This window comes from Alcaligenes sp. 1735tsa3 (assembly GCF_024134565.1).
GTDB lineage: Bacteria > Pseudomonadota > Gammaproteobacteria > Burkholderiales > Burkholderiaceae_B > Alcaligenes > Alcaligenes phenolicus.
This window is the reverse complement of record NZ_CP099862.1, coordinates 3,391,673-3,416,597: the sequence shown is the minus strand read 5'-3', so window position 1 is coordinate 3,416,597 and position 24,925 is coordinate 3,391,673. Positions and strand designations below refer to the sequence as shown.

Here is a 24,925-nt window from a genome sequence, read left to right as displayed (position 1 = left end):
TCTTCAGAAATTGTTTTTCCAGTCGCGCAGGCTGGCAAATACCTCGACAGGATTATTAAGGGACTGGGCAGCATGGTGCTCGGCAGCCTTGATAACAGCAGTCGTCTCGCAACGCAGAAATGGATTGGTAGCCAATTCTGTTTTCAAGGTGGAGGGCACCGTAGGCAAGTTTTGCTGACGCTTGAGATTATCCTGTTCCCAACGTTCATGCAGTTGGGGATTGTCCGGCTCTACCTGTAGAGCCCAGCGTAAATTGGATAAAGTGTATTCGTGCGCACAGCAGATCAGGGTGTCCGATGGCAGTTTTGCCAACTTGCCCAGGGAATCCGTCATTTGTGCCGGGGTGCCTTCAAACAGGCGTCCGCAACCAGCAGCAAACAAGGTATCACCACAGAAAACAAAGGGCTGTTTTACCTCATTTTGACCAAAGTACGCAACGTGTCCGGCGGTATGGCCGGGGATGTCCAGCACGTCCAGCGTCAGTTCCAGAGTAGGTAACTCGACCTTATCGGACTGGCCGACACGCACGTCACAGGCAGGCAGACGCTCGTTGGCGGGGCCCCAGACGCGAGCCGGGTGCTTGGCCAGGACATCCATGACACCTCCAACGTGGTCACCGTGGTGGTGTGTCAGTAAAATGGCATCCAGTTGTAAGGACTCGCGTTCCAGCCAATCCAGAACCGGGGCGGCCTGGCCGGGGTCCACAACCAGGGCATGACCGTTTCGACTTAAAGCCCATATATAGTTGTCGTTCAGGGCTGGTAGTGGAATCAGGCGAACATCGCTTGGCACAGGCCAGGTAAATGCATTCATCATGGTAGAGGGAGAGAGCGCCAGTGGAGCAGACTTTGAATGATCAATTTGCCCAGTGGTTGGAAACCGTACCGGGGCGATATGTGCGGGCTTGGGAACAAGCCGGAATCGATGCGGAGGTGGTCAACACCTTCGGGTATCATGCCATACAAATTGGATTGCCGCATTGGGACCTCCTGGCGCATAGTCGCATCTCCTGCAAGGTATGTACGGCTCAGGCCGGCGTCTTGCCCGCTCAGCAGAAGAACCTGGTTTATGCCGAACCCGAGCATCTGCCTTTTGATACGCAAAGCATTGATCTTTTAATCCTGCCCCATACATTGGAAAGCGCCAACGACCCGCATCAGGTGTTGCGAGAGGCCGAGCGCGTTCTGGTGCCAGAAGGGCGCATTCTCCTGACGGGTTTCAACCCCTTGAGTTTGTGGGGTGCCCACGACTGGATTCCGGGTCTGGAGCGGGGCACGCCTACCTTGCCGGGAGATGTGATGTCACCCTCGCGCTTGCGCGACTGGTTAAAGCTTTTGTCCTTTGATGTGCAAAGTACGCAGATGGGCTGTTATGCACCGTTGTGCCGTCAGCAGTCCTGGCTGGACCGCTGGTCCTGGATGGAGCAAAGCGGTGCACGCTGGTGGAGCTTTGCGGGGGCCGTCTACATGATTAGTGCGGTCAAACGCACGCCGGCCTTGCGTATGGTCGGGCCCAAGTGGAAGAAAAACCGTCGGCGTGTGCGTCGGCCTATGGTGGTTGCTGGACGCGCTGCCGATGAGGGAATTAGCAAGACATGACTGATGTTGTCGATATTTGGACCGATGGTGCCTGCAAGGGCAACCCCGGTTTGGGGGGCTGGGGCGCCTTGTTGCGTCATGGCGGACGTGAAAAAGCCATTTGCGGTGGCGAGGCCAATACTACCAATAACCGCATGGAACTGATGGCTGTGATCGAGGCTCTCAAAGCCTTGAAACGCCCTTGCCAGGTGCGGGTACACACCGATTCGCAGTACGTACAAAAAGGCATGAACGAATGGTTGCCCGGCTGGAAAGCCCGCGGCTGGCGTACTGCCGATAAAAAGCCCGTCAAGAATGCCGACCTGTGGCAGGAGTTGGAGCAGCAGGCCGCAAAACATGAGCTGACCTGGTTATGGGTGCGTGGCCATGCGGGTGATCCCGGCAACGAGCGTGCGGATCAGTTGGCCAATGAAGGGGTGGAAATCGCCAGGCAGTTATAAGATCTTGGGCAGAGTTGTAGCCCGCTGATAGTACTATTAGCCACTCGTCATATTTTGTCAGACAGCTTCACCGGCCTGGCCGGTCAGGATAAGCCGCCCATGATTTCCACGCTGCGTCCCACGATTTTTTCTCTGTTTCTTGTACTGTTTGCCAGTAGCAGCCCCAGTTGGGCGCAGTCTGACGCCACGCGGGTGGAAGTTTTACCCGTGCGGCAAAGTGAGTTGATTCGTGATGTGGCGGCGGTGGGAACCCTGGTGGCCAGAGAGTCCGTCGTGCTGCGGCCCGAGATCAGTGGTCGTATTTCAGCGATCAGCTTTGAAGAAGGTCAGCCCGTCAAAAAAGGCCAGCTCCTGATTCAATTGGACCCGGCCATGGCGCAGGCGCAACTGAATCAGGCACAGGCAAATTTGAATCTGGCCAATAGTCAGCACAAGCGATCTTCGGAATTGAGCCGTCAGGGCTTTATCAGCCAGCAGGCCAAAGACGAGTCCGGTAGCCGCTTGGCTGTTCAGCAAGCCGAAGTGCAATTGGCGCGTGTGCAGCTGGACAAGACCCGTATCCGTGCCCCCTTTGATGGTGTGACCGGCTTGCGTAATGTCTCGGTGGGTGATTATGTTGGGCCGGGTACGGATCTGGTGCAGCTGGAAGCGGTTTCGACCTTGAACGTGGACTTCCGTATCCCTGAACAATATCTGGCCGATGTGAAGGCCGGCATGCCGGTCGAACTGCGCTTTGATGCCTTCCTGGGCGAAACCCGCCATGGCTCGGTACTGGCTGTCAGCCCGGCGGTGGATACGGCTGGCCGTTCCATTTTGCTGCGGGCTCAGGTCCCGAATGAAGATGGCGCTTTGCGCCCCGGTTTGTTCAGCCGTGTACGCCTTGAACTGTCGCGTTACCAGGCTTTGATGGTGCCTGAAACCGCCTTGGCTCCTTCGGGACAGGATCAGTACATTTATATTGTGAAAGATGGTCGGGCCGAGCGCCGTCAGGTGCAGGTTGGTGTACGCGAGCAGGGTTGGGTACAAGTCACAGGCGATCTGAAAGCGGGTGACAATGTGCTGGTGGCCGGGCTGCAAAAAGTGCGTGACGGAGTGCCGGTCGATATTCAGGAAGTGATCGACGTCCAAACACAGCCGCAGCAATAGGACGGAATCATGGTTCTTTCTGACTTATGTATCCGTCGCCCGGTATTTGCCACGGTTCTGTCTTTGGTGATTGTGCTGGTCGGTTTCATTTCCTATGAACGCCTGACCGTACGCGAATACCCCGCTATTGACGAGCCGGTCGTCTCCGTCATCACCAACTATAAAGGGGCCTCACCGGAGGTGATCGAGTCCCAGGTGACCAAGCCTCTTGAAGATCAGTTGTCCGGGATCGAGGGTGTGAACGTGATGACTTCACGCAGCCGTTCCGAGCGCAGCCTGATCAACATTAAATTCAATTTGGACCGGGCCCCCGATGCCGCTGCGGCTGATGTGCGCGACAAGGTATCGCGTGCCCGACGTTTCCTGCCCGATGAGGTGGACGAGCCCATCATCAATAAGGTGGAAGCAGACTCCACCCCGATTATTTATGTAGGTGTGGATACGGGCGACTACAGCATGCTGGAGGCCTCGGACTACATCAACCGCTACATTAAAACGCGCCTGTCCGTCTTGCCTGGTGCCGCCGAAGTGCGCGTGTTTGGCGAGCGCTTGCCCGCCATGCGTATCGACCTGGATCGCACCCGCCTGGGGGCCTACCAGCTCACCGTGCAGGATGTGGAAGATGCTCTGCGCAAACAGAACGTGCTGATTCCGGCGGGCCGTATCGAGTCCGATGCACGCGAGTTTTCCGTGGTTTCCTCCACCGACCTGGAAACGCCCGAGGAATTTCGCAACATCATCATCAGTCAGGCAGCCGGTTATCCGGTGCGTATCTCCGATATTGCCGACGTGCGTATCGGGCCTGCCGAGGAACGGGTACTGGCCCGATTCAATGGGCAAAACAGTTTGAACATTGGCGTGACTAAACAGTCCACCGCCAACCCGCTGGATCTGTCCAAATCCGTGCGAGCAGAAGTGGAGCGCATCAACGAAAGCCTGCCGGGCAATATGAAGTTGTCCGTGTCTTACGACAGCTCCATCTTCATTCAGAAATCCATTGATTCGGTGTACACCACCATTGCCGAGGCCATCTTGCTGGTGGTGCTGGTGATTGTGTTTTTCCTGCGCAGTTTCCGCGCCAGTGTGATTCCCATTGTGACGATTCCGATTTCCCTGATCGGGGCCTTCGCCATCATGTACATGCTGGGCTTTTCCATCAACACGCTGACCTTGCTGGCCATGGTGCTGGCGATTGGCCTGGTGGTGGACGATGCGATTGTGGTGCTGGAGAACGTGTACCGCCATATCGAAGAGGGCAAGACGGCCATGCAGGCTGCCTTTTTGGGTGTGCGTGAAATTGCCTTCGCCGTGATTGCCATGACGCTAACCCTGGTGGCGGTGTATGCCCCACTGGCTTTTGCCACAGGCCGTACCGGGCGATTATTCATTGAGTTTGCCCTGACCTTGGCGGCTGCCGTGCTGGTATCCGGTTTCGTGGCCCTGACCCTGACGCCCATGATGTGCTCGCGCATGTTGCGTCCACATAGTGCGAAAGTGGGCCGCGTCAGCCAGGGTATCGAGAATTTCCTGGTCTGGCTGACACGAGGCTACCGCCGTATCCTGATTCGCGCCTTGCGCTGGCGTTTTCTGGTCCTGTTCATTGGTGTGGCCGTTGCCGCGACCAGTGGGCTGCTGTTTACGGTCATCAAAAGCGAACTGGCTCCGATTGAAGACCGAGGTGTGATTTTCGGGATTGTGAATTCGCCCGAAGGCGCTACGCTGGATTACACCTTGCGCAATGTGGAGCGGGTGGAAGAGCTATATCGCGGCATACCGGAGACAGAGGGGTACCAGTCCATTATTGGTTTCCCTACCGTCACCGATTCCTTTGCAATTTTGCGCTTGAAGCCGTGGGAGGAGCGTACACGTAACCAGCAATCCATTGCGCGTGAACTGCAACCGCATTTCTCCGCCATTCCCGGTGCGCGTGCTTTCCCCACTAACCCGCCGTCGTTGGGACAGCGGGCCACTTCCAAGCCAGTGGAGTTTGTGATCATGAGCCAGGCACCGTATCCGGAGCTGGCCAAGATCGTGGACGGTTTTCTGGCTGAGCTGCGAGACTATCCAGGGCTGTTGAATGTGGACACGGACTTGCGCTTGAACACACCAGAAATCCGTATTGATGTAGACCGCGACAAGCTGGCCGATACCGGCGTATCGGTGGAAGCGGTAGGCCGCACTCTGGAATCCATGCTGGGCGGGCGTCAGGTCACGCGCTACAAGAGCGATGGCGAGCAGTACGACGTGATTGTGCAGGTGGACAAGCAGGCTCGTTCCAGCCCGCAAAACATTCTGGATATTTACGTGCGCACTAAAGATGGTGGCATGGTGCAGGCCTCCAACTTCCTGAATGTGCGCGAGAGCGTATCGCCGCAATCGCTGAACCACTTCAACCGCTTGCGGGCGGTCATTGTGGAAGCATCAGTGGCCCCCGGCTATGCCTTGGGTGAGGTGCTCGAACACATGAATGAGGTGGCTCGCAAGACCTTGCCGGAAACGGTGCAGACAGACCTGGATGGCCAGTCGCGCGAGTTCCGGGATTCCTCGGGCAGTATCTATCTGGTCTTTCTGATGGCACTGGCCTTTATTTATCTGGTGCTGGCCGCGCAGTTTGAAAGCTGGCGCAACCCGCTCATCATCATGCTGTCCGTGCCCTTGTCCATGACGGGGGCCTTGCTGGCCCTATGGCTGTCAGGCGGGACGCTGTCCATTTACAGTCAGATCGGCTTGATTACCCTGGTGGGTCTGATTACCAAGCACGGTATCCTGATTGTGGAATTTGCTACTCAACAACGCGAGGCCGGGGCCAGTTTGTACAATGCCGTGGTGCGTGCTTGCGAGATGCGCCTGCGCCCCATCCTGATGACAACTGGCGCCATGGTGCTGGGGGTCTTGCCGCTGGCGTATGCCTCTGGGGCGGGTGCCGAATCTCGTCAACAGATTGGTTGGGTGCTGGTGGGCGGCTTGTCCCTGGGAACGTTGTTGACCTTGTTTGTGGTGCCGGTGGCCTATACGCTGATTGCGGGCAAGAAAGAAGGGCAGGACAAGCAACTGGAATTGATTGATAAGCCCGAGGCCTCTGTCTAAACCCGTAGTGCTGGTCTGCGGGGAAGTTGTTTGTATAGCCTCCTTGTCGAGTGCCATTACTGTGATTGAATTTGTAGGGAAAGTGAATGCGTCAAATTATTCTGGATACTGAAACCACCGGTCTGGAGCCTCGTGAAGGGCACCGCATTGTTGAAGTGGGTGGGGTAGAGCTGTTCAATCGTAAATTGACGGGCCGCCATCTGCACTTGTATCTAAACCCGGACCGGGACTCCGACCCAGAAGCTTTGGCGATTCATGGCTTGACCACGGAATTTCTGTCCGGCCATCCACGTTTCAAGGACGTGGTGGATCAGGTGCTGGATTTTGTGCAGGGTGCGGAAGTCATTATTCATAACGCCTCCTTTGATACACGCTTTCTGGATGCCGAGCTGCAAAAGGTAGGTAAAGGCCCATTCTCGCAGTACTGCGACAGCATCACCGACTCCTTGTTGGTGGCGCGGGAAATGCACCCCGGCAAGCGTAACTCCCTGGATGCCCTATGCGAACGCTACGGTATTTCCAACTCTCACCGTACCTTGCACGGCGCTTTGCTGGACTCGGAATTGCTGGCTGATGTCTGGCTGGCCATGACCCGTGGCCAGGACGCCTTGCTGATGGACTTTGATGAGTCTGATGGTCAAGGTGGGGATGGCAGCAATCTGAGTCTGGGCAAGTTTGACGCCAGTGTGCTGAAAGTGCTGCGTGCGTCCGAAGCCGATCAGGCCGAGCACGAGAAATACATGGACGTGCTGGAAAAGCAGAACAAGAAGCCGCCCATGTGGCGTGAGATGCTCAACCCGGCAACGGAGTAATTATTTAAGAAAAGAGCTGGCCCTGAACTTGTAAATCAATCAAGGCCATGCTATAGTTTTTTTCTTCGCAGCTTTTGTAGTTCTTTAAAGCTCCGGGCGGTTAACTCAGTGGTAGAGTGCCACCTTCACACGGTGGAAGTCACAAGTTCGAACCTTGTACCGCCCACCATTTCTATTTCCCCCTCTTTTATTTAGTCCAAGGCCAATTTCAGGTCAGCAATGATGCGCCCATAGCGATCGTAATCTTCGCGTATGGCGGCATCCAGCTGCTGGGGTGTGCTACCTATTCCCACGGTGCCTGAACTGGCGAGTACGCGATTCAGATCCGTGTTGTCCATCACGTGCTTTAGATCATGTGCAATTTTTTCTCGTATGGCTAGTGGTGTGCCTGCTGGCGCCATTAAACCGGACCACGAAATAAAATCGCCGTACGTCTCGCCGGTGGATTCAGTTAGTGTGGGGGTGTCTGGCAGTAGTGGGCTGCGCTGTTGAGCGGCGATACCTAGCAAAGTCACTGTTTTTCCTTGGATAAAGCCCAAGGCGCTGGGGAGTTGCGCAAACATCAGATCGACATGACCGCCTGCTACGTCAGTAATGGCAGCCGAGACGCTGTTATAGGGAATATGGTTTAGTGTCAGCCCATGTTTACGAGCAAATACTTCGGCGGCCAAATGTGCCTGACTGCCCACGCCAGGAGAGCTGTAGCTCAGGTTTTGACCCGGTTGCTGGGCCAGTTTGATTAAATCCGCTGTGCTGTGCAGTCCCAGCGCCGGGTTAGTGATCAAGACGTTGGGTACAGAGCCTACCTGACTGACGGGATCCAGATCCTTCAATACATCAAAAGATCGTTTCTTGTAGAGGTGTGGATTAACAGCCAAGTCAGATACGGGCACTGAGACCAGGGTGTAGCCGTCGGCCTTGGATTTGACCACGCTCATGATTCCAATCGTACCTATACCCCCTGGCTTGTTTTCTACGATAACTGTCTGGCCCCATAATTGAGTCAGTTTGTCGCTGATTGCGCGTGCCAAAATGTCCGCGCTTCCGCCTGCTCCGTAGGGGACGATGACACGCACAGGGCCTTGCGGAAAATCTGCCTGCTGAGCTTGTGCCATCGGAAGTGTGTTCAGTAAAGCCGTTGTGACAATAGCGAGAGCTGTTTTTCTGATCATGTCTTGTCTCCTCAACGAGGTATTTTTATAGATGTGTGCAGCGGCTGATGGGGCACATATCTTGCGCACTGCGTTTGAGCTGATCCCAGTCCTGCAGGCTGGGCCAGATGTCTTCGGCAAAGTCCTGAACCTGACGGCGCAAGGCTGGCAGATCCACCTCCGGTATGACGCCGTCTCGCATGCTGATTCTGCCATTGCAGATCACGGTATCCACGTCGTCGCCGATGCCGCATTCAATCATGCTGCGGATAGGGTCCCAAATTGGGCCATAGCGCAGCACGTCGCTGCGGCCGATCCGCACCAGAATCATGTCCGCACGGGCATTGGCAGCCAGTCTTCCCAAGTCTTCCCGGCCCAAGGAGCGCGCTGCTGCCACGGTGGCGGCTTCAAATACCTCAGCCGCACTGGCAGCGGTCAGGTCATGGCTCATGACTTTCCCGTGGTAGGACGCGGTACGCATGTTCATGAACATGTCGCGCGGGTAGGTATCGCTGCCGATGGTGATATTGACTCCTGCCTGGCGATACGCTTTCCAGTTATCCAGTGTGCGAGCCCGGCGCACAATATTGACCGGGCAGTGTGAGATGGATACCTTGTTCTGTCCCATTAAACCCAGGTCGTCTCCACCCGAATAATTCATTTTTGGGTTATTGGATATCAGGTTGGCATGGCCAATATTCAAGGTGGGGCGTAGCATTCCGACATGGTTCAGCAGCTCGATAGGAGTGAAGCCGTGTTCGCGTACTGTCTCCATGAACTCGATCACGTTGTAGCCAGCATGTGTGGCCATAGGTAGCTTCAACTCATCGGCCGCACGTACCGTTTGACGTAGCAAGTCCAGGCTGCAGTTTTCAATTTCCCGTGGGACCAGGATGCCGTGAATCAGGTCGGATTCATGGGCTTGTGCACGGCGAATAAATGCCAGGGCATCCTGGAAGAGCTGCTCGCCCTGGTCTGGATAGGGAATACGTTCAAGCTGACCTTTATCATCGGACTGCCATCGACCACTATCGTAGCCAGGGCCCAGGTATCCACGAATACCTAAAGCCTCGCATTGAGTCCACAATGCCTCCTGGACAAGCACGTGTCCCCCCAGCTCTACAAAGGTGGTGACGCCGTTGCGCAGCAGCTCGGCTGCGGTAAAGGCTGCATGCAGAGCAATACCGGGGTCTTTTGCCGCTTGCTCCTGATCCAGATAGTTGGGGTAACCGCGTATTTGCGTGCCTTGGCGTGCAATGGTCACGTCCATATAAGGCTGACCAAATAATGCAGGGCGACCACCGTCGGCCAGAAGCTTGTGCAGTGCCCGATGACCGGAGTGGACATGGGTATCAATAAAACCAGGAGCCAGAACGCTGTCAGGCGCTTCGATGATCTGGTCCACATGCCCTTCGTAGCGGGTGCCCACGTATATGATATGTTCGCCTTCGTAGACGAGCTGGCCATGGTCGATCACGCAATGGCGTCCTTGTTCAAATGCAATGACCCAGCGCGCTTTAATCAGAGTCCTCATGGGGTTTCCTGTGGTAGTAAGTTGTCGCACTAGTGTCCGAGAGGCCTGAAAGCGAGGCAATTCCGTATTGGAATGATTGATTAGGCTGAAATAGAAATACCTGAGCAGGGGAGCGAAATGAAGAATCTGGATTTGGTCCAGTTGCGTACTTTTCTTGCCGTATTTCGAGAAGGTAATGTCAGCCGTGCTGCTTTGACGCTGGAGTCCAATCAATCCACGGTAAGCAAGGAAATCGCAAAACTGCGTCTGTATTTTGGTGATGCCTTGTTTTTGCGTACCGCTCAAGGTGTCGAGCCAACCCACAAGGCGCGCGCTTTGGCGCCCCGTATTGAGCAAGCCTTGAGCTTGCTGGATGATTTGTTGCTGACCGATAAAGAGCAGCTTGAACCATCCAGTCTGGATGTGCGCTTTCGTGTGGCAACGACGGAATATTTGTCTTATTTGTTGATCCCGGCCTTAACCGCACATTTGCAGCAGCATGCTCCGCGGTGCAGCTTGGAAGTCCTGGATATGGCGGATTTGGGGGCTGAAGACTGGCTGTTGGGCGGGCGAGCCGACCTGGTGCTTTCATCGTCGGCAGCTGTGTCCTATCCGTTGTTTCGCCAGGAGCTTTTCCATGACCGTTATGTGGTGGTGATGCGATCCTGTGGGCGTAATGGCCAGGCGATGGCATTGGACGAGTTTTGCAGACGTAGCCACATTGGGGTGCCTGGTCATAACGGCAGCCGTGAGCGTCGTTTGGCTGATGCTTTGCAAACACGTCAATTACAGCGGCAAGTACAAGTTAGCCTGCCTCATTTTTTGGCGGTTCCCGGCGTGTTGGAGCGTACCGATTTTGTAATCAGTTTGGCTGAACGCATGGCTCGTCTGCTATGTGCCGGGCACAAGCTGGATGTGCTGGACCATCCTTTGGATTTAGCCCCGTTTTGTGTGTACCAGATTTGGCATGAACGCACGCGTGCCAGTTTTGCCTACGCATGGTTCCGGGAGCAAGTCAGCCTCGTCTGCAGTGAGCTGTCATAGCAAAGGGCCCGCAGTTAGCGGGCCCTTTTACTTTTATTGCTGGGTGGGTTTACAACCAGGTCAAACCAATCGAGATCACAATACCCGAGACAATCAACTGAATCAGGCAAAAGCCCATGATGTCCTTGGCTTTCAGACCGGCAATAGCCAATACCGGCAAGGCCCAGAAAGGCTGCAGCATATTGGTCCAGGAGTCGCCCCAGGCAACGGCCATGGCGGTGCGCGCCATGTCCGCATCCAGAGCCTGTGTGGCAGCAATCACGACCGGGCTTTGTACGGCCCACTGGCCACCGCCCGAGGGCACAAAGATATTGACCAGACCGGCGCTCATGAAGGTCCAGAAGGGCAGGGTGGTCGCCGTGGCAAAGGACACCATCCACTCGGACAGGCTGGCAGCCAGACCGGAGTCGATCATGATGGCCATGATGCCTGCGTAGAAGGGGAACTGAATCACAATCCCGGCACCGCCGCGGATGGCTTCATCCAGGCTTTTCAGCAGGCGGCGAGGGGTGCCATGCAGCAAGATGGCCAGAATCAGGAAGGTGAAGTTGATCACGTTCAGATTCAGGGTCGCACCGCGCAGCACGTAGTAGTCAAACAGGTAGGCCAGGCCAGCGACACCAATCACGATGGAGATCAGACGGCTGTTTTCCAGACGGTCTGCTGGACGATCGGTGGTCTGGTTGACGTCGTCTGGCGTGTCTTCCAGCAGCTTGGGGTCGACGTAAATACTTTCCTTGTCACTGGGCAACATCAAACGGTTAATCAGTGGCACCAGAATGAACAGGGCGATCACAATGGCCAGGTTAAAGAAGGCGAAGATGGTGTCGGAGGTCCCGATGATGCCGATCTTGTCTTCAGAAAAGTGGCCCGAGGTGGCAATGGTCAGTGGTACAGAACCGGCCAAGCCACCGTGCCAGACCAGAAAGCCGGAGTAGGCACTGGCAACCAGCAAGCGGTAGTCCACACGGACCTGACGAGCCAGCTCTTTGGCGAACAGGGCACCGACCACCAGGCCGAAACCCCAGTTGATCCAGCTGGCCGCCAGTGACACCAGGGTCACCAGAATGATGGCGGAACCAGCCGAACGGGCCAGCGAGGCCAGGCCACGCAACCAGCTTTTTACCAGTGGCGTGCTGGCCAGCATGTGGCCGGTCAGCAAGACCAGCAGCATTTGCATGGCAAAGGTCAGCAGGCCCCAAAAGCCATTACCCCAATATTGGATGATCTCCATGGGAGAGCGTTGCTCAAACGCCATGGCCGCAATACCGGCAATCAGTGTGAGCAGGATGACGAAAATATACGGATCGGGTAGATAGCGTTCAACCAGGCGGACCGAACCGCGCGTCATGGCTTTAAACATAAATTGTGCTCCTGTGGATTTGCGCCAGTATTTGCGCGGGTCCTGATGTCTTGGGATCGTTTGGGTGCCCGTTTGTGCAGGCACCTTGCTGGCAGCATTTTGATAGGAATGCTCAGTACAGCCGTATTGTTGGCGAGAAGCCGCAAATCGGGAAGACGGGAAAACCTGAACCTTAAAGTTTCTGGCTAGTTGTTGTTCTTCGCTATATGCTTTACTATATAGCGGTGTTTTCGAAAGAACCATCACTCATCGCTCGATGATGGGTTCTATTTACGGGCCCCCTGGGGTCCGTTTTTTTTTGTGCCGCATCTTTGTGTGGCGTCAGTTCATAAATCAATTAGAAAGATCGAATAGGGAAGGGGAATGAGACATCAGTCCAAACGCGCCACAGCAGCGCGTCATCAGTCCGTCTGTTTTGTGCCGCGCGCATTGGTCTTGAGCATGATGGGGGCCTTGGCAGTTAGCCAGGCTCAGGCTCAGGAAAACAATGACCGCGTGTTTCAGCTGGGCAAAGTGGTTGTTCAGTCCAGCCTGGATCGCGAGGCTCCTTTGGGGGAGAGCGCAGTCAGCCAGAAAGAAATGCAGGCTTTTGATTTGCGCGATGTGGGTGCCGCCGTTAGTGTGCAACCCGGCGTGACTGTGTCGGCGGGCGGTGCCCGTAACGAACAGATGGTCTATGTGCGTGGTTTCGATTCTCGTCAGGTGCCCTTGTTCCTGGACGGTATTCCACAGTACGTGCCGTACGACGGCTATGTGGACTTTACCCGTTTCACCACCATGGACCTGAGCGAAATTCGCGTGGCCAAGGGAGCAGCTTCCTTACTGTATGGTCCCAACATCATGGGTGGTGCCATCAACCTGGTGACCCGTAAACCCGTCAAAGAGTTTGAAGGCGAGTTCCGCGCCGGTTACGCCACGGGCGATCAACGCTACAGTGCCTTGAACGTTGGCACCAATCAGGGTTCCTGGTACATGCAGGCAGGCTTGTCCTGGTCAGGCGAACGCAGCTTCCCCTTGGGGCGTGGCTTTGAAGATCAAAAAGCACGTCCTACCGACACGGGTGGCATGCGCAGCAATGCTTCTCAAATGGACAAGAAAGCGTCTTTTAAATTGGGTATCACCCCCAATGTGACGGATGAGTACGTTATTGGTTACGTGAACCAGAAAGGTCAGAAAGACAATCCGGTCTACACCGGCGTGAACGATGCCAAGCTGGGTCAACGCTACTGGCGCTGGCCGTACTGGGACAAGGAAAGCCTGTACTTCCTGAGTTCCACCCAGATTGGCGAGAGCAACACGATCAAGACCCGCGTGTACGAAGACAAGTACAAGAACGGTCTGGATATGTATAGCGATGGTCAATACGCGACCCTGACTGGCCCGACCAGCGAGTACACGGACCGTACCCGTGGTGCTGCTCTGGAGTGGGTCAACACCAGCCTGGACAATCACGAGCTGCATTTTGCCTTGCACTACAAGGAAGATCAGCACCGTGATCCCAAGCCATCGGGCACTGAGCACTACAAGGACGTGACCACGTCTCTGGCGTTTGAAGACCGTATTGCTTTGGGTGAGCTGTGGCAGTTGCGCGTGGGTGCCAGCCACGAACGTCGCAAAGCCAAAGAAGCGCACAACTTTGAAACCGGCGATACCGATGCCACCAACGGCTTGCTGGAGCTGGGTTACGACTGGAGCGAGGCCATGCAGGTCTACGGCAGTGTGGCCTACAAGACTCGTTTCCCCACGATTAAAGATCGCTACTCCAGCCGCATGGGCTACGCCCAACCTAATCCGGATCTGAAACCCGAGCACGCCATTCACTATGAACTGGGCTTGCGCGGTCAGCCATGGGAAGGTGCACAGCTGGAATCGGCGCTGTTCTTGAGCCAGGTGCGTGACATGATTCAAAGCACGGTTATTCAGGCTCCCGGTTGTGACAAGTACCGTCCAGTGGGTTTTTGTGATCAGGCCACCAACGTCGGCAAGGCTCGTCAAATGGGTCTGGAGCTGTCTTTGCAGCAGGAGTTTTCTGCTCATTGGTCGGCAGGCCTGGCGTACACATATTTGAATCGTCGCAACCAGTCTGACCCGGACGTCAAACTGGTGGATACACCCAATCACCGCCTGTTTGCTCACCTGAGCTGGAAGCCCACTGCGCAGTGGGAAGTGATGGGTTCGGTGGAAACCGAAAGTGGCCGTTACTACTCCTATGCAAACAATAAGGGTGATCAGCTCTACGAAAAAACACCGGGCTTTGCCTTGTTGGGCTTGAAAGGTATCTGGCGTCCGAATTCGGACATCACGCTGGAAGCCGGTGTGCGTAATCTGGGCGACAAGCTGTACCAATACAAAGAAGGCTACCCCATGCCCGGACGTGTCTGGTTTGTGGGCGGAAGCTATCGTTTCTAAAGCCGTTTTGTGATTTGCAGTTAAAGGGGGAGAGGCATAAATGAAGCGTCGTGATGTATTGCGTGCCTTGGCGGCACTGCCGGTTTTGGCGCCTCATGCCCGTTTGCTGGCCCGGCCTGAGCAGGCGGGAGCCAGCGCCCCGATCAATCTGCATATCAGCGTGGCGGGCAAATTGCCCGATCCGGCCCATGTTGGCCGGGTGGTGGCAGCCGGTCCGCCCGCTTCGGTGCTGGTGTATTGCCTGGCACCCCACGCGCTTTTAGGTTGGCCTTTTCAACTGGCTCCTGCTGCACGCAGCATGATGGAGGCCGCTGGTTTTTCCTTGCCGTATCTTGGCCGTCTGGCTGGTCGGGGCAGTACCTTGTCCCTGGAAAGCCTGCTGGCCTTGAAGCCTGATATGGTCGTGGATATAGGCGATGTGAATCCCTATTACGAGTCTGCCGCCAAATCCGTGCAAGAGCAGACGGGCGTGCCTTATGTCTTGCTGGATGGTCGCCTGAACGACAGCCCGGCGCAGTTGCGTCAGGCAGGTCATATCCTGGGGCAGGCCGAACGCGGCCAGCAATTGGCCTTGCGTGCACAGGCAATTCTGGACAGCGCACATCAAGCTGCCAGACCCCGAGCCAAAGGCTTGAAAGCCTATTTGGCACGCGGTAACGATGGTCTGGAAACCGGCATGGGCCAATCCATCCATACCGAGGTGCTGCGGCTTTGCGGCTTGACGGTAATGGGTGACGAGAAAACCGATAATCGTCTGGGCCGTATTTCCTACGAACAATTATTGGCCTGGGACCCGGACATGCTGTTTGCTCAGGATGATGCTTTCTTTGAGCTGGCCCGTACTCAGGCTCCCTGGAATCAGCTCAAGGCAGTGAAGGAAGGACGCTTGTACCGCGTACCCGCCTTGCCCTTTGGCTGGCTGGATGGCCCGCCGGGTATCAATCGCCTGGCCGGGGTGATCTGGCTTAATGCCTTGCTGGAAGGCAGTGCTGCCATGCCACGCATGTATTCAGAGTTGCAGGAGTTTTACTCGGCTTTTTACGGCATGTCCTTGAGCGACGAGCAGGTCAAGCGATTGGTACAAGGGCTGGACCCGCTGGGTTCTCAGCAAGGCGCATGAAGTCAGGTTTGTCCTACGGGCTATTGCTGCTTTTGCTGGGGCTGGTTCTGGCCGTATTGGTGGTGTTTGCCCTGGGGCAGGGGGCGTATCCCTTGTCCGGAACAGAAGTGCTGCGCGCCTTGGTCGCCGGTTTTGGTAGCGATCCAGAAGCGGGGCAGAGTCAGGCCGTACGCGTGGTCTGGGATTTGCGTCTGCCACGTATTGCAGCGGCTTTGCTGGTGGGGGCGGCGCTCTCGACCGCAGGCGCGGCGTATCAAACCATGTTTCGCAATCCACTGGTTTCACCCGATATCCTGGGTGTGTCCTCGGGTGCAGGTCTGGGAGCAATTCTGGCCATCTATTTGAATTTCTCCTTGTTCGGCGTGCAGATGGCGGCCTTTGTTGGCGGCCTGCTAGCGGTGGGCATTGTCTTGAGCCTAGCGCGCATGCTAGGCCATCATCCACCTATTCTGATATTGGTCCTGGCCGGGATGGCGGTGGGCACCTTGCTGGGTGCCGCCCTGTCGCTGATCAAGATCCTGGCCGACCCCTACTCTCAATTGCCCTCCATGACCTTCTGGTTATTGGGAGGTTTGAGCGCCGTACGTTCCTACGAAGTCTGGCCGGCTGCGCTGATGGTATTGGCGTGCATCGTCCCTGTCTGGCTTTTGCGTTGGCGTATCAATGTCCTGGCGCTGCAAGATGAGGAGGCCCGCTCCTTGGGTATGTCGGTCTCTGCCTTGCGTTGTCTGCTGATCGTTTGCGCGACCTTGATGACGGCGGTGTGCGTGGCTCTGGCAGGAATTATAGGTTGGGTCGGTTTGCTGATCCCGCACGCGGCCCGTTTATTGGTTGGCCCGGACTTCTCCCGTCTATTGCCCGTCTGCTTGTTGGTGGGCGCCGCCTTCCTCTTGTTAACCGATACCTTGGCACGAAGCATAGGCACGCTGGAATTGCCCTTGGGTGTGCTGACGGCCTTGGTGGGTGCTCCCGGCTTCTTGCTGTTGCTGGCTCGTGGTGCGAGGCAGCGATGAGCGAACAAGGCTTGGAAGCGATTGATCTGGCTGTAGGCTACGGGCGCAAGCAAGTCGCCAGTAATTTGAATCTGCGCGTACAGACCGGGCAGGTCGTTTGTTTGCTCGGGCCCAATGGCAGCGGTAAGTCCACCTTGCTGCGCACCTTGCTGGGCCTGCAGCCGCCTTTAAAAGGGCAGGTGAAGGTGCAGAGCAAGCCCCTGGAGCAATGGAGTGCGCGTGCCCTGGCCAGACAACTGGCCTATGTACCGCAAGCGCAGGAGTCGGCCTTTGCCTTCACGGTAGAACAATGGGTCTTGCTAGGTTGTGCCAGTGAGCTGGCCTGGTACACCCAACCTCGGGCCGCCGACCGGCAATGGGTAGGCGTTTGCCTGGAGCGGTTGGGCATAGGGCAGCTGGCTCAAAAACGTATTGATCAGATCAGTGGTGGAGAGCGTCAGCTGTGTGTGATTGCACGTGCCTTGGCGCAGCGTTCGCAGTTCTTGATCATGGACGAACCCGCCTCCAGCCTGGACTTCGCGAATCAATTACGGGTGCTGGATCAAGTCTCGCACTTGCGTCAGGAAGGTCTGGGTGTGCTTTTGTGTACGCATCAACCCGAACATGCGGCCCGCGTGGCGGACTGGGTGATCTTGTACCGGGATGGGGGCATATTGGCGCAGGGACAGCCCCGCGACATGCTTAGTCAGGCCAGTTTGCGCCAGCTGTACCAACTGCCAGCGCATGCCTTTGAACTACCTGATTGGTATGCGCGAGGGGCCTGAGGCCCCCCGAGCTTCTCACATGTTTTTCAGGGCGGCACGACCATATTGGTTGTTGTGCTCCACTACACGCGTCAGCATGGTCATAAAGGTCTGGCGCTGCTTGGCGGTCAGTGGGTCCAGCAGTCGTTCCTGGGCGCGGTTCATGCCAGCACTGATTTCCTTCATCGCCGCCAATCCTGCTTCGGTGATGTAGGTCTGGCGAGAGCGGCGGTCTTCGGGGTTGATACGACGCCCCAGCAAACCTTTTTCCTCCAGCCTGCGGATGACATCGGCCGAGGTGGTGCGATCCAGCCCCAGCTCGTAGCCGATCGTGGTTTGATCCAGCCAGGGTGAACCCATCAACACGGACAGGACACCGTGCTGGACAGGGGTGAGGTCACTTTTGCACTCCTCGTAAAACATGGCGTAGTGAATCTGGTTAAGACGGCGCACCAGAAAACCAGGCCGGGACCACAGTTTGCGTCGATACAGCTCGGCATTTTCTTCTTCCACTGGACCCAGGATTTCGGCCTCGTCGGCTTCCAGTCGTTCTTCTTGCTTTAGCTCGGCGTGATTCTTCATGGATAAGTCAGTCATCGATTGAGTGGCCTTCAGCCCGTTGCCAACAAGGCAGCACACTGAAAGCGGGACGACCTGCAAAGGGTACGGCTGCAAGGTCGGCGTCTACAAGGAAAGCAGGGCTACGCTAACGTGAACAAAAGCCCTGATTTCTGATTTGCAGTCATTTCTACAGGCGCTGTCCACGCCCCAAAGTATATGTGATTTCCCGACTTGCTGAAAACAATAATAATCAGCATACTGATAGATATTGTTGGGGGGTCAAACGATTGACCTTATGTAAATCAATAATTTAGGGAAAATTTACGGTGAAACGTATTAAAAAAATAGCACTGGAGGAGCACTTCAACGCCGTTGGCTTTGAGGATTATTCCAAGGCCTTTGTCAAACATATTGACAGTGCCGACGCGCGTGAACTGATGGCTCGTTTGCATGACTTCGACGCCCAGCGTCTGGAGGTGATGGATCGTGCCGGTATCGAGTACGTTGTGCTGTCGCAGACCGGCCCTGGGGTACAGGTGGAAAAGGATGTGTCCGTCGCTATCGAGCGTTCACGTCAGAACAATGATTTCCTGGCGCAGCAAATTGCACGCCATCCCGATCGTCTGGGCGGCTTTGCCACTTTGCCCATGCAAGACCCGGCTGCTGCCGCGCAGGAATTGACGCGTGCGGTGCAGGATCTGGGCTTGAAAGGCGCTTTGGTTAACGGTCACACGCATGGCGTGTACTACGATGGCCGCGAATATGATGCCTTCTGGGAAACCGTGCAGAAGCTGGATGTGCCGTTCTATCTGCACCCCTTTGATGCTTATGAAATGCCGCACGCTTACACGGGCCACCCGGAGCTGATGGGTGCAACCTGGGGCTGGGGCGTGGAAACCGGCACTCACGCGCTGCGCATGTTGTTCGGTGGTGTGTTTGATCGCTGCCCGGATGTGAAGTTGATCTTGGGTCATATGGGTGAAGGCTTGCCGTTCCAGCGCTGGCGCTACGACAGCCGCTTTGCCGTGTACCCACATGGTGTGACCTTGAAGCGCAAGCCTTCCGAGTACATCGGCAGCAACATCCTGATCACTACTTCGGGTGTCTGTTCTGCCCCAACGCTAATGGGCGCAATTGGTGAAATGGGTGCTGAAGCCGTATTGTTCTCGGTTGATTACCCCTACGAGTCCACTGAGCTGGCCGCTGATTTCATCGAGGCAGCGCCTATGGATGACAAGACACGCGAGCTGGTTTGCTACGGCAACGCTGCCCGTCTGTTCAAGCTGGACCGGAGCTAAGCATGAGCACATTTTTGTACGGCGCTCATGTGCACGCCAATGGCATTCGTCAGCATTACCTGCGTTTTGGTGGTTCCGTTGGTGGGCGTGACCAGCGTCCTGCCGTCATCATCGTTCCTGGCATTACCAGCCCGGCGGTGACCTGGGGCTTTGTGGGCGAGCAGTTCGGCAAGCACTTTGATACCTACATTCAAGACGTGCGTGGTCGCGGTTTGAGCGAAGCGGCTGAAGGCATGGATTACAGCCTGGATGCGCAGGCGGATGACTTGATCGCCTTGGCTCAAGCGCTGGGCCTGAAGGACTACATCGTGGTTGGTCACTCCATGGGTGCCCGCATTGGTTTGCGTGCCGCTCACAAGAACAGCGAGGGCCTGAATCGTCTGGTGATGGTTGATCCGCCAGTGTCTGGCCCAGGTCGTCGCGCTTATCCCTCCAAGTTGCCCTGGTACGTCGATTCCATGGCGATGGCTCGCAAAGGCTGCACCGCAGAAGACATGCGTGCCTTTTGCCCGACCTGGACCGAAGAGCAATTGCAATTGCGTGCCCAGTGGCTGCACACCTGCCATGAGCCTGCGATTCTGGCCAGCTTTGAGGGCTTTCATACCGACGATATTCATGTCGACTTCCCGCATTTGACCGTGCCTGCCTTGCTGATGACAGTCGAGCGTGGTGACGTGGTGCGTGACGAGGATGTGGCCGAGATTCAGCAGTTGGCCCCTGGCGTTCAGCACGTTCGCGTGCCTGATGCCGGTCACATGATTCCTTGGGATAACGAAGCAGGCTTTTACGAAGCCTTCGGTGACTTCCTGGGCCAGCGCTTGGTGTGATGTTGAGCAGGGGCCGCCAAGGCGGCCCTGTCGTGATTAGGCATGTCGGTTTGAAGCCGAGGTGTCTCACTAGGAGAGACAAAATGGCAGTGAGTGATTATCAACTTATCGAAGCATGGCAAGAGGTTCTACGTCTGTCCAAGCTGCAAGCAGGTCAAACCGTGACCCTGCTGACCAGCTCCACGACGAATCAGCAAACCATGCAGTGTGCGCAGATCGCGGCCCAGTCCATGGGCGCGGTGGTAAATCGTCTGGATCTGTTGCCTGTGAATGCAGAGAAGGCCCTGAGCCGGGATTCTTTGGCCTATCTGGGCACGACGCCTTTGACGGGGAATGAAGCGGCGATTGCGGCCTTGAAGGCCAGCGATCTGGTGCTGGACTTGATGACTCTGTTGTTCTCGCCCGAGCAGATCGACATTTTGAAGTCGGGTACCAAGATTCTGCTGGCGGTGGAGCCACCGGAGATTCTGGTTCGTACCGTTCCAACCGAAGCGGATCGTGCGCGTGTGACGGCAGCCGCAGCCCTGATCAAGGCTGCCAAGGAGATGAGTATTACCTCTCCTGCTGGCACCAACTTGCGTTGTCCATTGGGCGAGTTCCCGGCAATTCGTGAATACGGGTTTGTGGATGAGCCCGGTCGCTGGGATCACTGGCCTAGTGGCTTCGTGCTGACCTGGCCGAACGAGCTGGGCACTAACGGCACCATTGTGATCGACAAGGGCGACATCCTGCTGCCGCAGAAAAAGTATTCCTCCGAGCAGATTATTCTGACGGTGGAGAATGGTTATGCCACGAAGATCGAAGGCGGCATTGAGGCGCAATTATTGGACGAGTACATGAAGTCCTTCAATGACCCCGAAGGCTACGCTATCTCGCATATCGGCTGGGGTCTGCAGCCACGTTGCCATTGGTCCACACTGGGTCTGTACTCGCGTGAGAACACCATTGGCATGGATGCCCGTGCGTTCGAGGGTAACTTCCTGTTCTCCCTGGGCCCGAACAATGAAGCTGGCGGCAAGCGCACGACGGCCTGCCACATTGATATTCCTTTGCGCAATTGCACGGTCAGCCTGGATGGCCGCGCTGTCGTGCGTGATGGCAAAGTACTGGATGGAGGTGTTGGTGAGTACGAATGAAGGAGCGGTGTACGCTCAACAAGGGTTTGGGTCGACGCTGGAGCCTAAAGCTCCTTACGGCTTGTTGATTATTGATCTGGTGAATGGCTTTGCGGATCCTGCCGTGTTTGGCGGCGGCAATATTCCTGAAGCTATCGAGAACACGCAGAAGCTGTTGGCAACGGCGCGTGAACAGGGCTGGCCAGTGGCGCATACGCGTATCGTGTATGCCGACGATGGCGCTGATAACAACATCTTCAGCATCAAAGTGCCCGGCATGCTGGGTCTGACCGAAGACGCCCACAACAGCCATATTGTGCCGGAACTGGCTCCTGCGCCCGGTGAGTTCATCGTTCGCAAGAACGTGCCTTCGGCGTTTTTCGGTACGCCTTTGGCCGCTTGGTTGACCCAACGTGGTGTGCAAACACTGCTGGTTGCTGGCGCCGTGACCAGCGGTTGCGTGCGTTCCAGCGTGGTTGATGCGATGCAACTGGGTTTCCGTCCCCTGGTGGTATCGGATTGCGTGGGTGACCGTGCGATTGGCCCTCACGAGGCTAACTTGTTCGATATGCGTCAGAAGTACGCCACCGTGGCAACACGTGAAGAGGCGATGACGTTGATCGGTCTTTAACGCTATTCAATTTTTTTGAGCTTTTGAAAAGAGCGACGTGTTTCATCATGGTCTGGATGGGCGTCCGTGCTTGATGGATATGAGTCGTCGTTAACAAGTCTGTTTTGATAGCCTTGTAATTGAGTATCGATGGTCTGCCGCTTGGGGGCGGGCTATCGGACCTGTGCCCCTGGAAGCCATATGGCTCTCGGGGGCTTTTTTATTTTTGGCAGCGTTGTGGGTTTGCAAGGATTACGGTGTCAGGGCTTTCTTCTGGACGTGCCGTTTGGGCTTTGCGTGAGGGCGGCGGATAGTTTTCTTGTGGGGCCCGGGTACGGCTTGTCTTGGCGGGTCTCTTGCCCACGCTGCGCGTGGGTACCCTTGTCAGAGTGCTGGGGCGGGCGGGTCGTGAACTCGGAGCGCGGTTTGTCCCCCGGACAAACCGCAAGCGTGCTCCTCAAACAGCACGACCCTTGCATCCCGCCCCAGCACTCTGCCTGCGGCAAGAGCCCTGACTCGCCCGCCAAGCCGTACCCGGGCCCCACAAGAAAACAAGCAACACGGGTTAAAGCCCAAACGGCACTGGCAGAGGTGGGATGAAATTAAGGGCCCAGATTGGATGGGTGGAGAACGGAAGGGAGGGGGGGCTGAAGAGCAGAACGATAGGTGCTTAGGAAATACAGAAGAGCAAGGCACGAGGCCCTGTTTGTTCAAAGAGTCCGTAAGAGATTGGTAGATAAAAAGCCATTGTGAGCCGTTCAGTCGGCCTGCTGGGGTGTCAGGGCGGATCAGAGTACTTGCCGCGGGCAGGAGATAGCGTAGGGGTGCAAGCATCCTGCTGTTTGAACCCGACGCTTGTACTTGGTCCGGGGGACCAAGTACCGGGTGAGTTCAGGATGCGCCCGTAGCTATCTCCTGACAAGGGAACCGGTGCGCAGCACCGGCAAGTGCTCAGCCCGGACACCCCAGCAGGCCGACTGAATGGCGTTTTCACAGAGACCTTTTATCCCCGATCCTGACAAGCTGAATGCCCTCCAAACCTGAGCTACCAGCCCTAAAGCCTCATATCTCTGACGTTGCGCCAGGCATCAGCCCTTTGCCCCAATAAATAAGCAAAAAAAAGCACCCCTCAACAAAGAAGGGTGCTCAAAGGAATCAGAAGACCTTCTGACTCAAGTGGCTCGGAAACAGCACACAAAAAACAGTTTTAAAACCAGAAGCAAACCCCGGGCCTTAGACCGGGAACACCAGATCGTTCGCCAGGATGGACGTATCAAAAATCACCTGACGCTCCTTGAGCATCAACCGACCCTCCACACGCGTGAACTTATCGAAATAATTACCCACCAGATGCACCGTGGAAGGCCCTTCCACCAAGGTCTGCATCAGCATGAAATTGCCTTCAGCCTCAATGTCGCCATTGTCAGCCTCGCTGATCACGCGCACATCCGTGACCAGATGCAGCATGTAGCGCGGGGCATACATCTGCGTGCGGGCAATAGCCACCGCACGATCGTGCATCATGTCGCGCCCTTCGGCATAGACCAGACCTACCGGCAAATTCAGATCCGCGTTCTCGCGTGAAGTGACTCGGTAAACCGCGCCCTCCACAAAAAACATGGGCCAGTCCTCAACATTGCCACGATCCAAAGTGGCACAGTACTCGGCATTGAAAAGCTCAATTTCCGCCTTTAACGCCAAAGCACGCTCAACAGAAACCTGGGCGGGTTTGAAAGAAAAATCCATTTTCATAAGTCAGCTCGTCTTACAGATCCATCACTTGGCGGTAGTACTGGTACATGGAGCGAATAGCCGCTTCCGAGATCAGCGTATTGGACGTACCCAGCTTGCTTTCATCCAGCTTGATGATGTTCACCTCGCTGCTGGAACGACGTACCCCTTCCTGCACAAACTTCATGGCCTCGTTGTCTTCCAGACCCAGGAAACCGGCAGGACCCATCAGGTTGCCCTGACGCAGACGGTGACGAGTCATCTCCTCGGTATCGTCCTCATAGCCAAACATGGTCCATTGCATGATCAGACTGTTGGGGCCATTGGGCACGATCTGACGCACACCCAAGGTGTTCATCTCGCGCTGAACAATCAGGTTGGGCCAGATCGTCTGCATGGTCACCGACCACGGCGAATCAAACTCCTTGACGTAGTCCAGAAAACGCTCATCGCGCAAACGCATATCGTCCACAAAGGAACGCATTTCCTTCTTGTTGTCCTCACTGACCTCGGCGTACTTGTCCTCGGACTTGGCCGAAGCCATATAGCCATGACGACCATGCACAGGGTCCACATACATCTGCGACTTGTTGCCCGCTACCAGCAGACCGAACACCACCAGGAAAGAGTGCAGCAAGGTCGCGTGGTAAGGATCTTTCAGGTTCTCGTGGTACATCTTCCAGTTGCAAGGCAACTCGTTACGGTAGTAACCCAGAATCTTCAGCTTCTTGCCGGGAAACACCGCCTCGAAATCCTTCAGAATTTCAGGCGTCAGGTATTCCGTAATAGGCTCGACCTTGTCGCTGTAGGACGCAAAAATTACGCCGTTGTGCGTTGTCACATGCAGCTTTTTCAGACCATGCTCGGAGTTCTTGAAGCTGCGCGGCATGCCGCCTTCTTTATTCGCACCGCGCTTGAAAGGAATCCCTTGCAGATCACCCTTCAGGCTGTAGGACCACTGGTGATACGGGCACACAAACTCATTGGTATTGCCCTGATTGTGGCGGCAGAACTCGGCACCACGGTGCGCACAGCGGTTTTCAAATACGTTGATGCTGCCATCTTCCGCACGAGCGACGACCACTGGCGTGGAACCCACATACGAGCGCTTGTAGTCGCCCGAATCGGGAATTTCCGCCTCCAGGGCCACAAAGTTCCAGGTGTCACCATGGAAAATGCGTTCCATCTCGCGGTTGTAAATGTCGTTGCTGGTGTAGACCCAGTCCGGAATGGTGTTGAGCACGTCCTCGGGCCAGGTGCATTCCTCGACAGGGCGGTCTTTGGACCCGACCGTCTGGCCTATCACCGTTTGCGTCTGATACATGGGGTTCTCCTCTGATAACT

General features: G+C 56.0%; 21 protein-coding genes and 1 tRNA gene. 15 read left to right on the top strand and 7 right to left on the bottom strand.

The annotated features are described in order from the left end of the window. Positions 1–3: 3 nt before the first annotated feature. The gene (gloB, locus tag NIZ92_RS15810) at positions 4–816 is read right to left on the bottom strand and encodes a hydroxyacylglutathione hydrolase (RefSeq protein ID WP_254002241.1); all 813 of its coding nucleotides are present in this window, start codon (positions 814–816) and stop codon (positions 4–6) included. Positions 817–836: 20 nt separating this feature from the next. Between gloB and NIZ92_RS15805 the strand changes: the two genes are divergently transcribed. The 6 genes from NIZ92_RS15805 to NIZ92_RS15780 all read left to right on the top strand — a co-directional run bounded on the left by NIZ92_RS15805 (position 837) and on the right by NIZ92_RS15780 (position 7,252). Then, positions 837–1,598 (top strand): class I SAM-dependent methyltransferase, encoded by a 762-nt coding sequence (locus NIZ92_RS15805; protein WP_254002240.1) that lies wholly within the window; start codon positions 837–839, stop codon positions 1,596–1,598. Then, positions 1,595–2,038, top strand: a complete 444-nt coding sequence (gene rnhA / locus NIZ92_RS15800; protein WP_022983314.1) for a ribonuclease HI — start codon at positions 1,595–1,597, stop codon at positions 2,036–2,038. Before NIZ92_RS15805 ends, rnhA begins: the two co-directional genes overlap by 4 nt. Positions 2,039–2,137: 99 nt before the next feature. Further along, entirely contained in the window at positions 2,138–3,184 is a 1,047-nt protein-coding gene (locus NIZ92_RS15795) for an efflux RND transporter periplasmic adaptor subunit (protein ID WP_009460829.1), read from the top strand. Between the two features lie 9 nt (positions 3,185–3,193). Next, entirely contained in the window at positions 3,194–6,271 is a 3,078-nt protein-coding gene (locus NIZ92_RS15790; protein ID WP_254002239.1) for an efflux RND transporter permease subunit, read from the top strand. A gap of 86 nt (positions 6,272–6,357) precedes the next feature. Further along, positions 6,358–7,083, top strand: a complete 726-nt coding sequence (dnaQ, locus tag NIZ92_RS15785) for a DNA polymerase III subunit epsilon (RefSeq protein WP_009460833.1) — start codon at positions 6,358–6,360, stop codon at positions 7,081–7,083. A 94-nt stretch (positions 7,084–7,177) separates the two neighbouring features. After that, a tRNA-Val gene (locus NIZ92_RS15780) sits at positions 7,178–7,252 on the top strand. A 22-nt stretch (positions 7,253–7,274) separates the two neighbouring features. On the opposite strand, the gene NIZ92_RS15775 is transcribed toward NIZ92_RS15780, so the two are convergent. Then, positions 7,275–8,255, bottom strand: coding sequence for a tripartite tricarboxylate transporter substrate binding protein (locus NIZ92_RS15775; protein ID WP_254002238.1), 981 nt, complete (start codon positions 8,253–8,255; stop codon positions 7,275–7,277). Between the two features lie 25 nt (positions 8,256–8,280). After that, on the bottom strand, positions 8,281–9,768 hold the full coding sequence (locus tag NIZ92_RS15770; RefSeq protein ID WP_254002237.1) for a chlorohydrolase family protein: 1,488 nt from the start codon (positions 9,766–9,768) through the stop codon (positions 8,281–8,283). Positions 9,769–9,885: 117 nt separating this feature from the next. Between NIZ92_RS15770 and NIZ92_RS15765 the strand changes: the two genes are divergently transcribed. Beyond that, a complete protein-coding gene (locus tag NIZ92_RS15765) occupies positions 9,886–10,791 on the top strand; it encodes a LysR family transcriptional regulator (RefSeq protein WP_060186717.1) in 906 nt (301 codons plus the stop codon). A gap of 49 nt (positions 10,792–10,840) precedes the next feature. On the opposite strand, the gene NIZ92_RS15760 is transcribed toward NIZ92_RS15765, so the two are convergent. After that, the gene (locus NIZ92_RS15760; RefSeq protein WP_035273510.1) at positions 10,841–12,154 is read right to left on the bottom strand and encodes a short-chain fatty acid transporter; all 1,314 of its coding nucleotides are present in this window, start codon (positions 12,152–12,154) and stop codon (positions 10,841–10,843) included. A gap of 363 nt (positions 12,155–12,517) precedes the next feature. Here NIZ92_RS15760 and NIZ92_RS15755 point away from each other — a divergent pair, with 363 nt between their 5' ends. From NIZ92_RS15755 to NIZ92_RS15740, 4 genes are read left to right on the top strand one after another with little or no spacing between them, the layout of a single operon-like run. Continuing rightward, complete coding sequence (locus NIZ92_RS15755) at positions 12,518–14,563, top strand: TonB-dependent siderophore receptor (protein WP_254002236.1); 2,046 nt, start codon at positions 12,518–12,520, stop codon at positions 14,561–14,563. A gap of 40 nt (positions 14,564–14,603) precedes the next feature. After that, positions 14,604–15,683 carry an ABC transporter substrate-binding protein gene (locus NIZ92_RS15750; protein WP_254002235.1) on the top strand — a complete coding sequence of 360 codons (1,080 nt, stop codon included), beginning with the start codon at positions 14,604–14,606 and terminating at the stop codon, positions 15,681–15,683. Further along, complete coding sequence (locus NIZ92_RS15745) at positions 15,680–16,696, top strand: iron ABC transporter permease (RefSeq protein WP_254002234.1); 1,017 nt, start codon at positions 15,680–15,682, stop codon at positions 16,694–16,696. The genes NIZ92_RS15750 and NIZ92_RS15745 overlap by 4 nt, the downstream gene beginning before the upstream one ends. Continuing rightward, positions 16,693–17,460, top strand: coding sequence for an ABC transporter ATP-binding protein (locus NIZ92_RS15740; protein WP_251197053.1), 768 nt, complete (start codon positions 16,693–16,695; stop codon positions 17,458–17,460). The genes NIZ92_RS15745 and NIZ92_RS15740 overlap by 4 nt, the downstream gene beginning before the upstream one ends. A 15-nt stretch (positions 17,461–17,475) precedes the next feature. Here the strand turns inward: NIZ92_RS15740 and NIZ92_RS15735 are convergent, their stop codons facing one another. Continuing rightward, entirely contained in the window at positions 17,476–18,036 is a 561-nt protein-coding gene (locus NIZ92_RS15735; RefSeq protein WP_009460842.1) for a MarR family winged helix-turn-helix transcriptional regulator, read from the bottom strand. Positions 18,037–18,326: 290 nt separating this feature from the next. Here NIZ92_RS15735 and NIZ92_RS15730 point away from each other — a divergent pair, with 290 nt between their 5' ends. From NIZ92_RS15730 to NIZ92_RS15715, 4 genes are all read left to right on the top strand, one after another. Then, positions 18,327–19,298 (top strand): amidohydrolase family protein, encoded by a 972-nt coding sequence (locus NIZ92_RS15730; RefSeq protein ID WP_026485442.1) that lies wholly within the window; start codon positions 18,327–18,329, stop codon positions 19,296–19,298. A 2-nt stretch (positions 19,299–19,300) separates the two neighbouring features. Then, positions 19,301–20,125: an alpha/beta fold hydrolase gene (locus tag NIZ92_RS15725; protein ID WP_254002233.1), complete on the top strand. Its 825-nt coding sequence runs from the start codon at positions 19,301–19,303 to the stop codon at positions 20,123–20,125. 83 nt (positions 20,126–20,208) lie between these two features. Beyond that, positions 20,209–21,261: a M29 family peptidase gene (locus tag NIZ92_RS15720; protein WP_009460847.1), complete on the top strand. Its 1,053-nt coding sequence runs from the start codon at positions 20,209–20,211 to the stop codon at positions 21,259–21,261. Next, complete coding sequence (locus NIZ92_RS15715; protein WP_121739520.1) at positions 21,248–21,871, top strand: N-carbamoylsarcosine amidohydrolase; 624 nt, start codon at positions 21,248–21,250, stop codon at positions 21,869–21,871. The genes NIZ92_RS15720 and NIZ92_RS15715 overlap by 14 nt, the downstream gene beginning before the upstream one ends. A 1,212-nt stretch (positions 21,872–23,083) precedes the next feature. Here NIZ92_RS15715 and NIZ92_RS15710 read toward each other — a convergent pair. Together NIZ92_RS15710 and NIZ92_RS15705 are read right to left on the bottom strand one after the other, a co-directional pair. Beyond that, positions 23,084–23,602, bottom strand: coding sequence for an aromatic-ring-hydroxylating dioxygenase subunit beta (locus NIZ92_RS15710; protein ID WP_254002232.1), 519 nt, complete (start codon positions 23,600–23,602; stop codon positions 23,084–23,086). A gap of 13 nt (positions 23,603–23,615) precedes the next feature. Then, the gene (locus NIZ92_RS15705; RefSeq protein ID WP_009460850.1) at positions 23,616–24,905 is read right to left on the bottom strand and encodes an aromatic ring-hydroxylating dioxygenase subunit alpha; all 1,290 of its coding nucleotides are present in this window, start codon (positions 24,903–24,905) and stop codon (positions 23,616–23,618) included. Between the last annotated feature and the right edge of the window lie 20 nt (positions 24,906–24,925).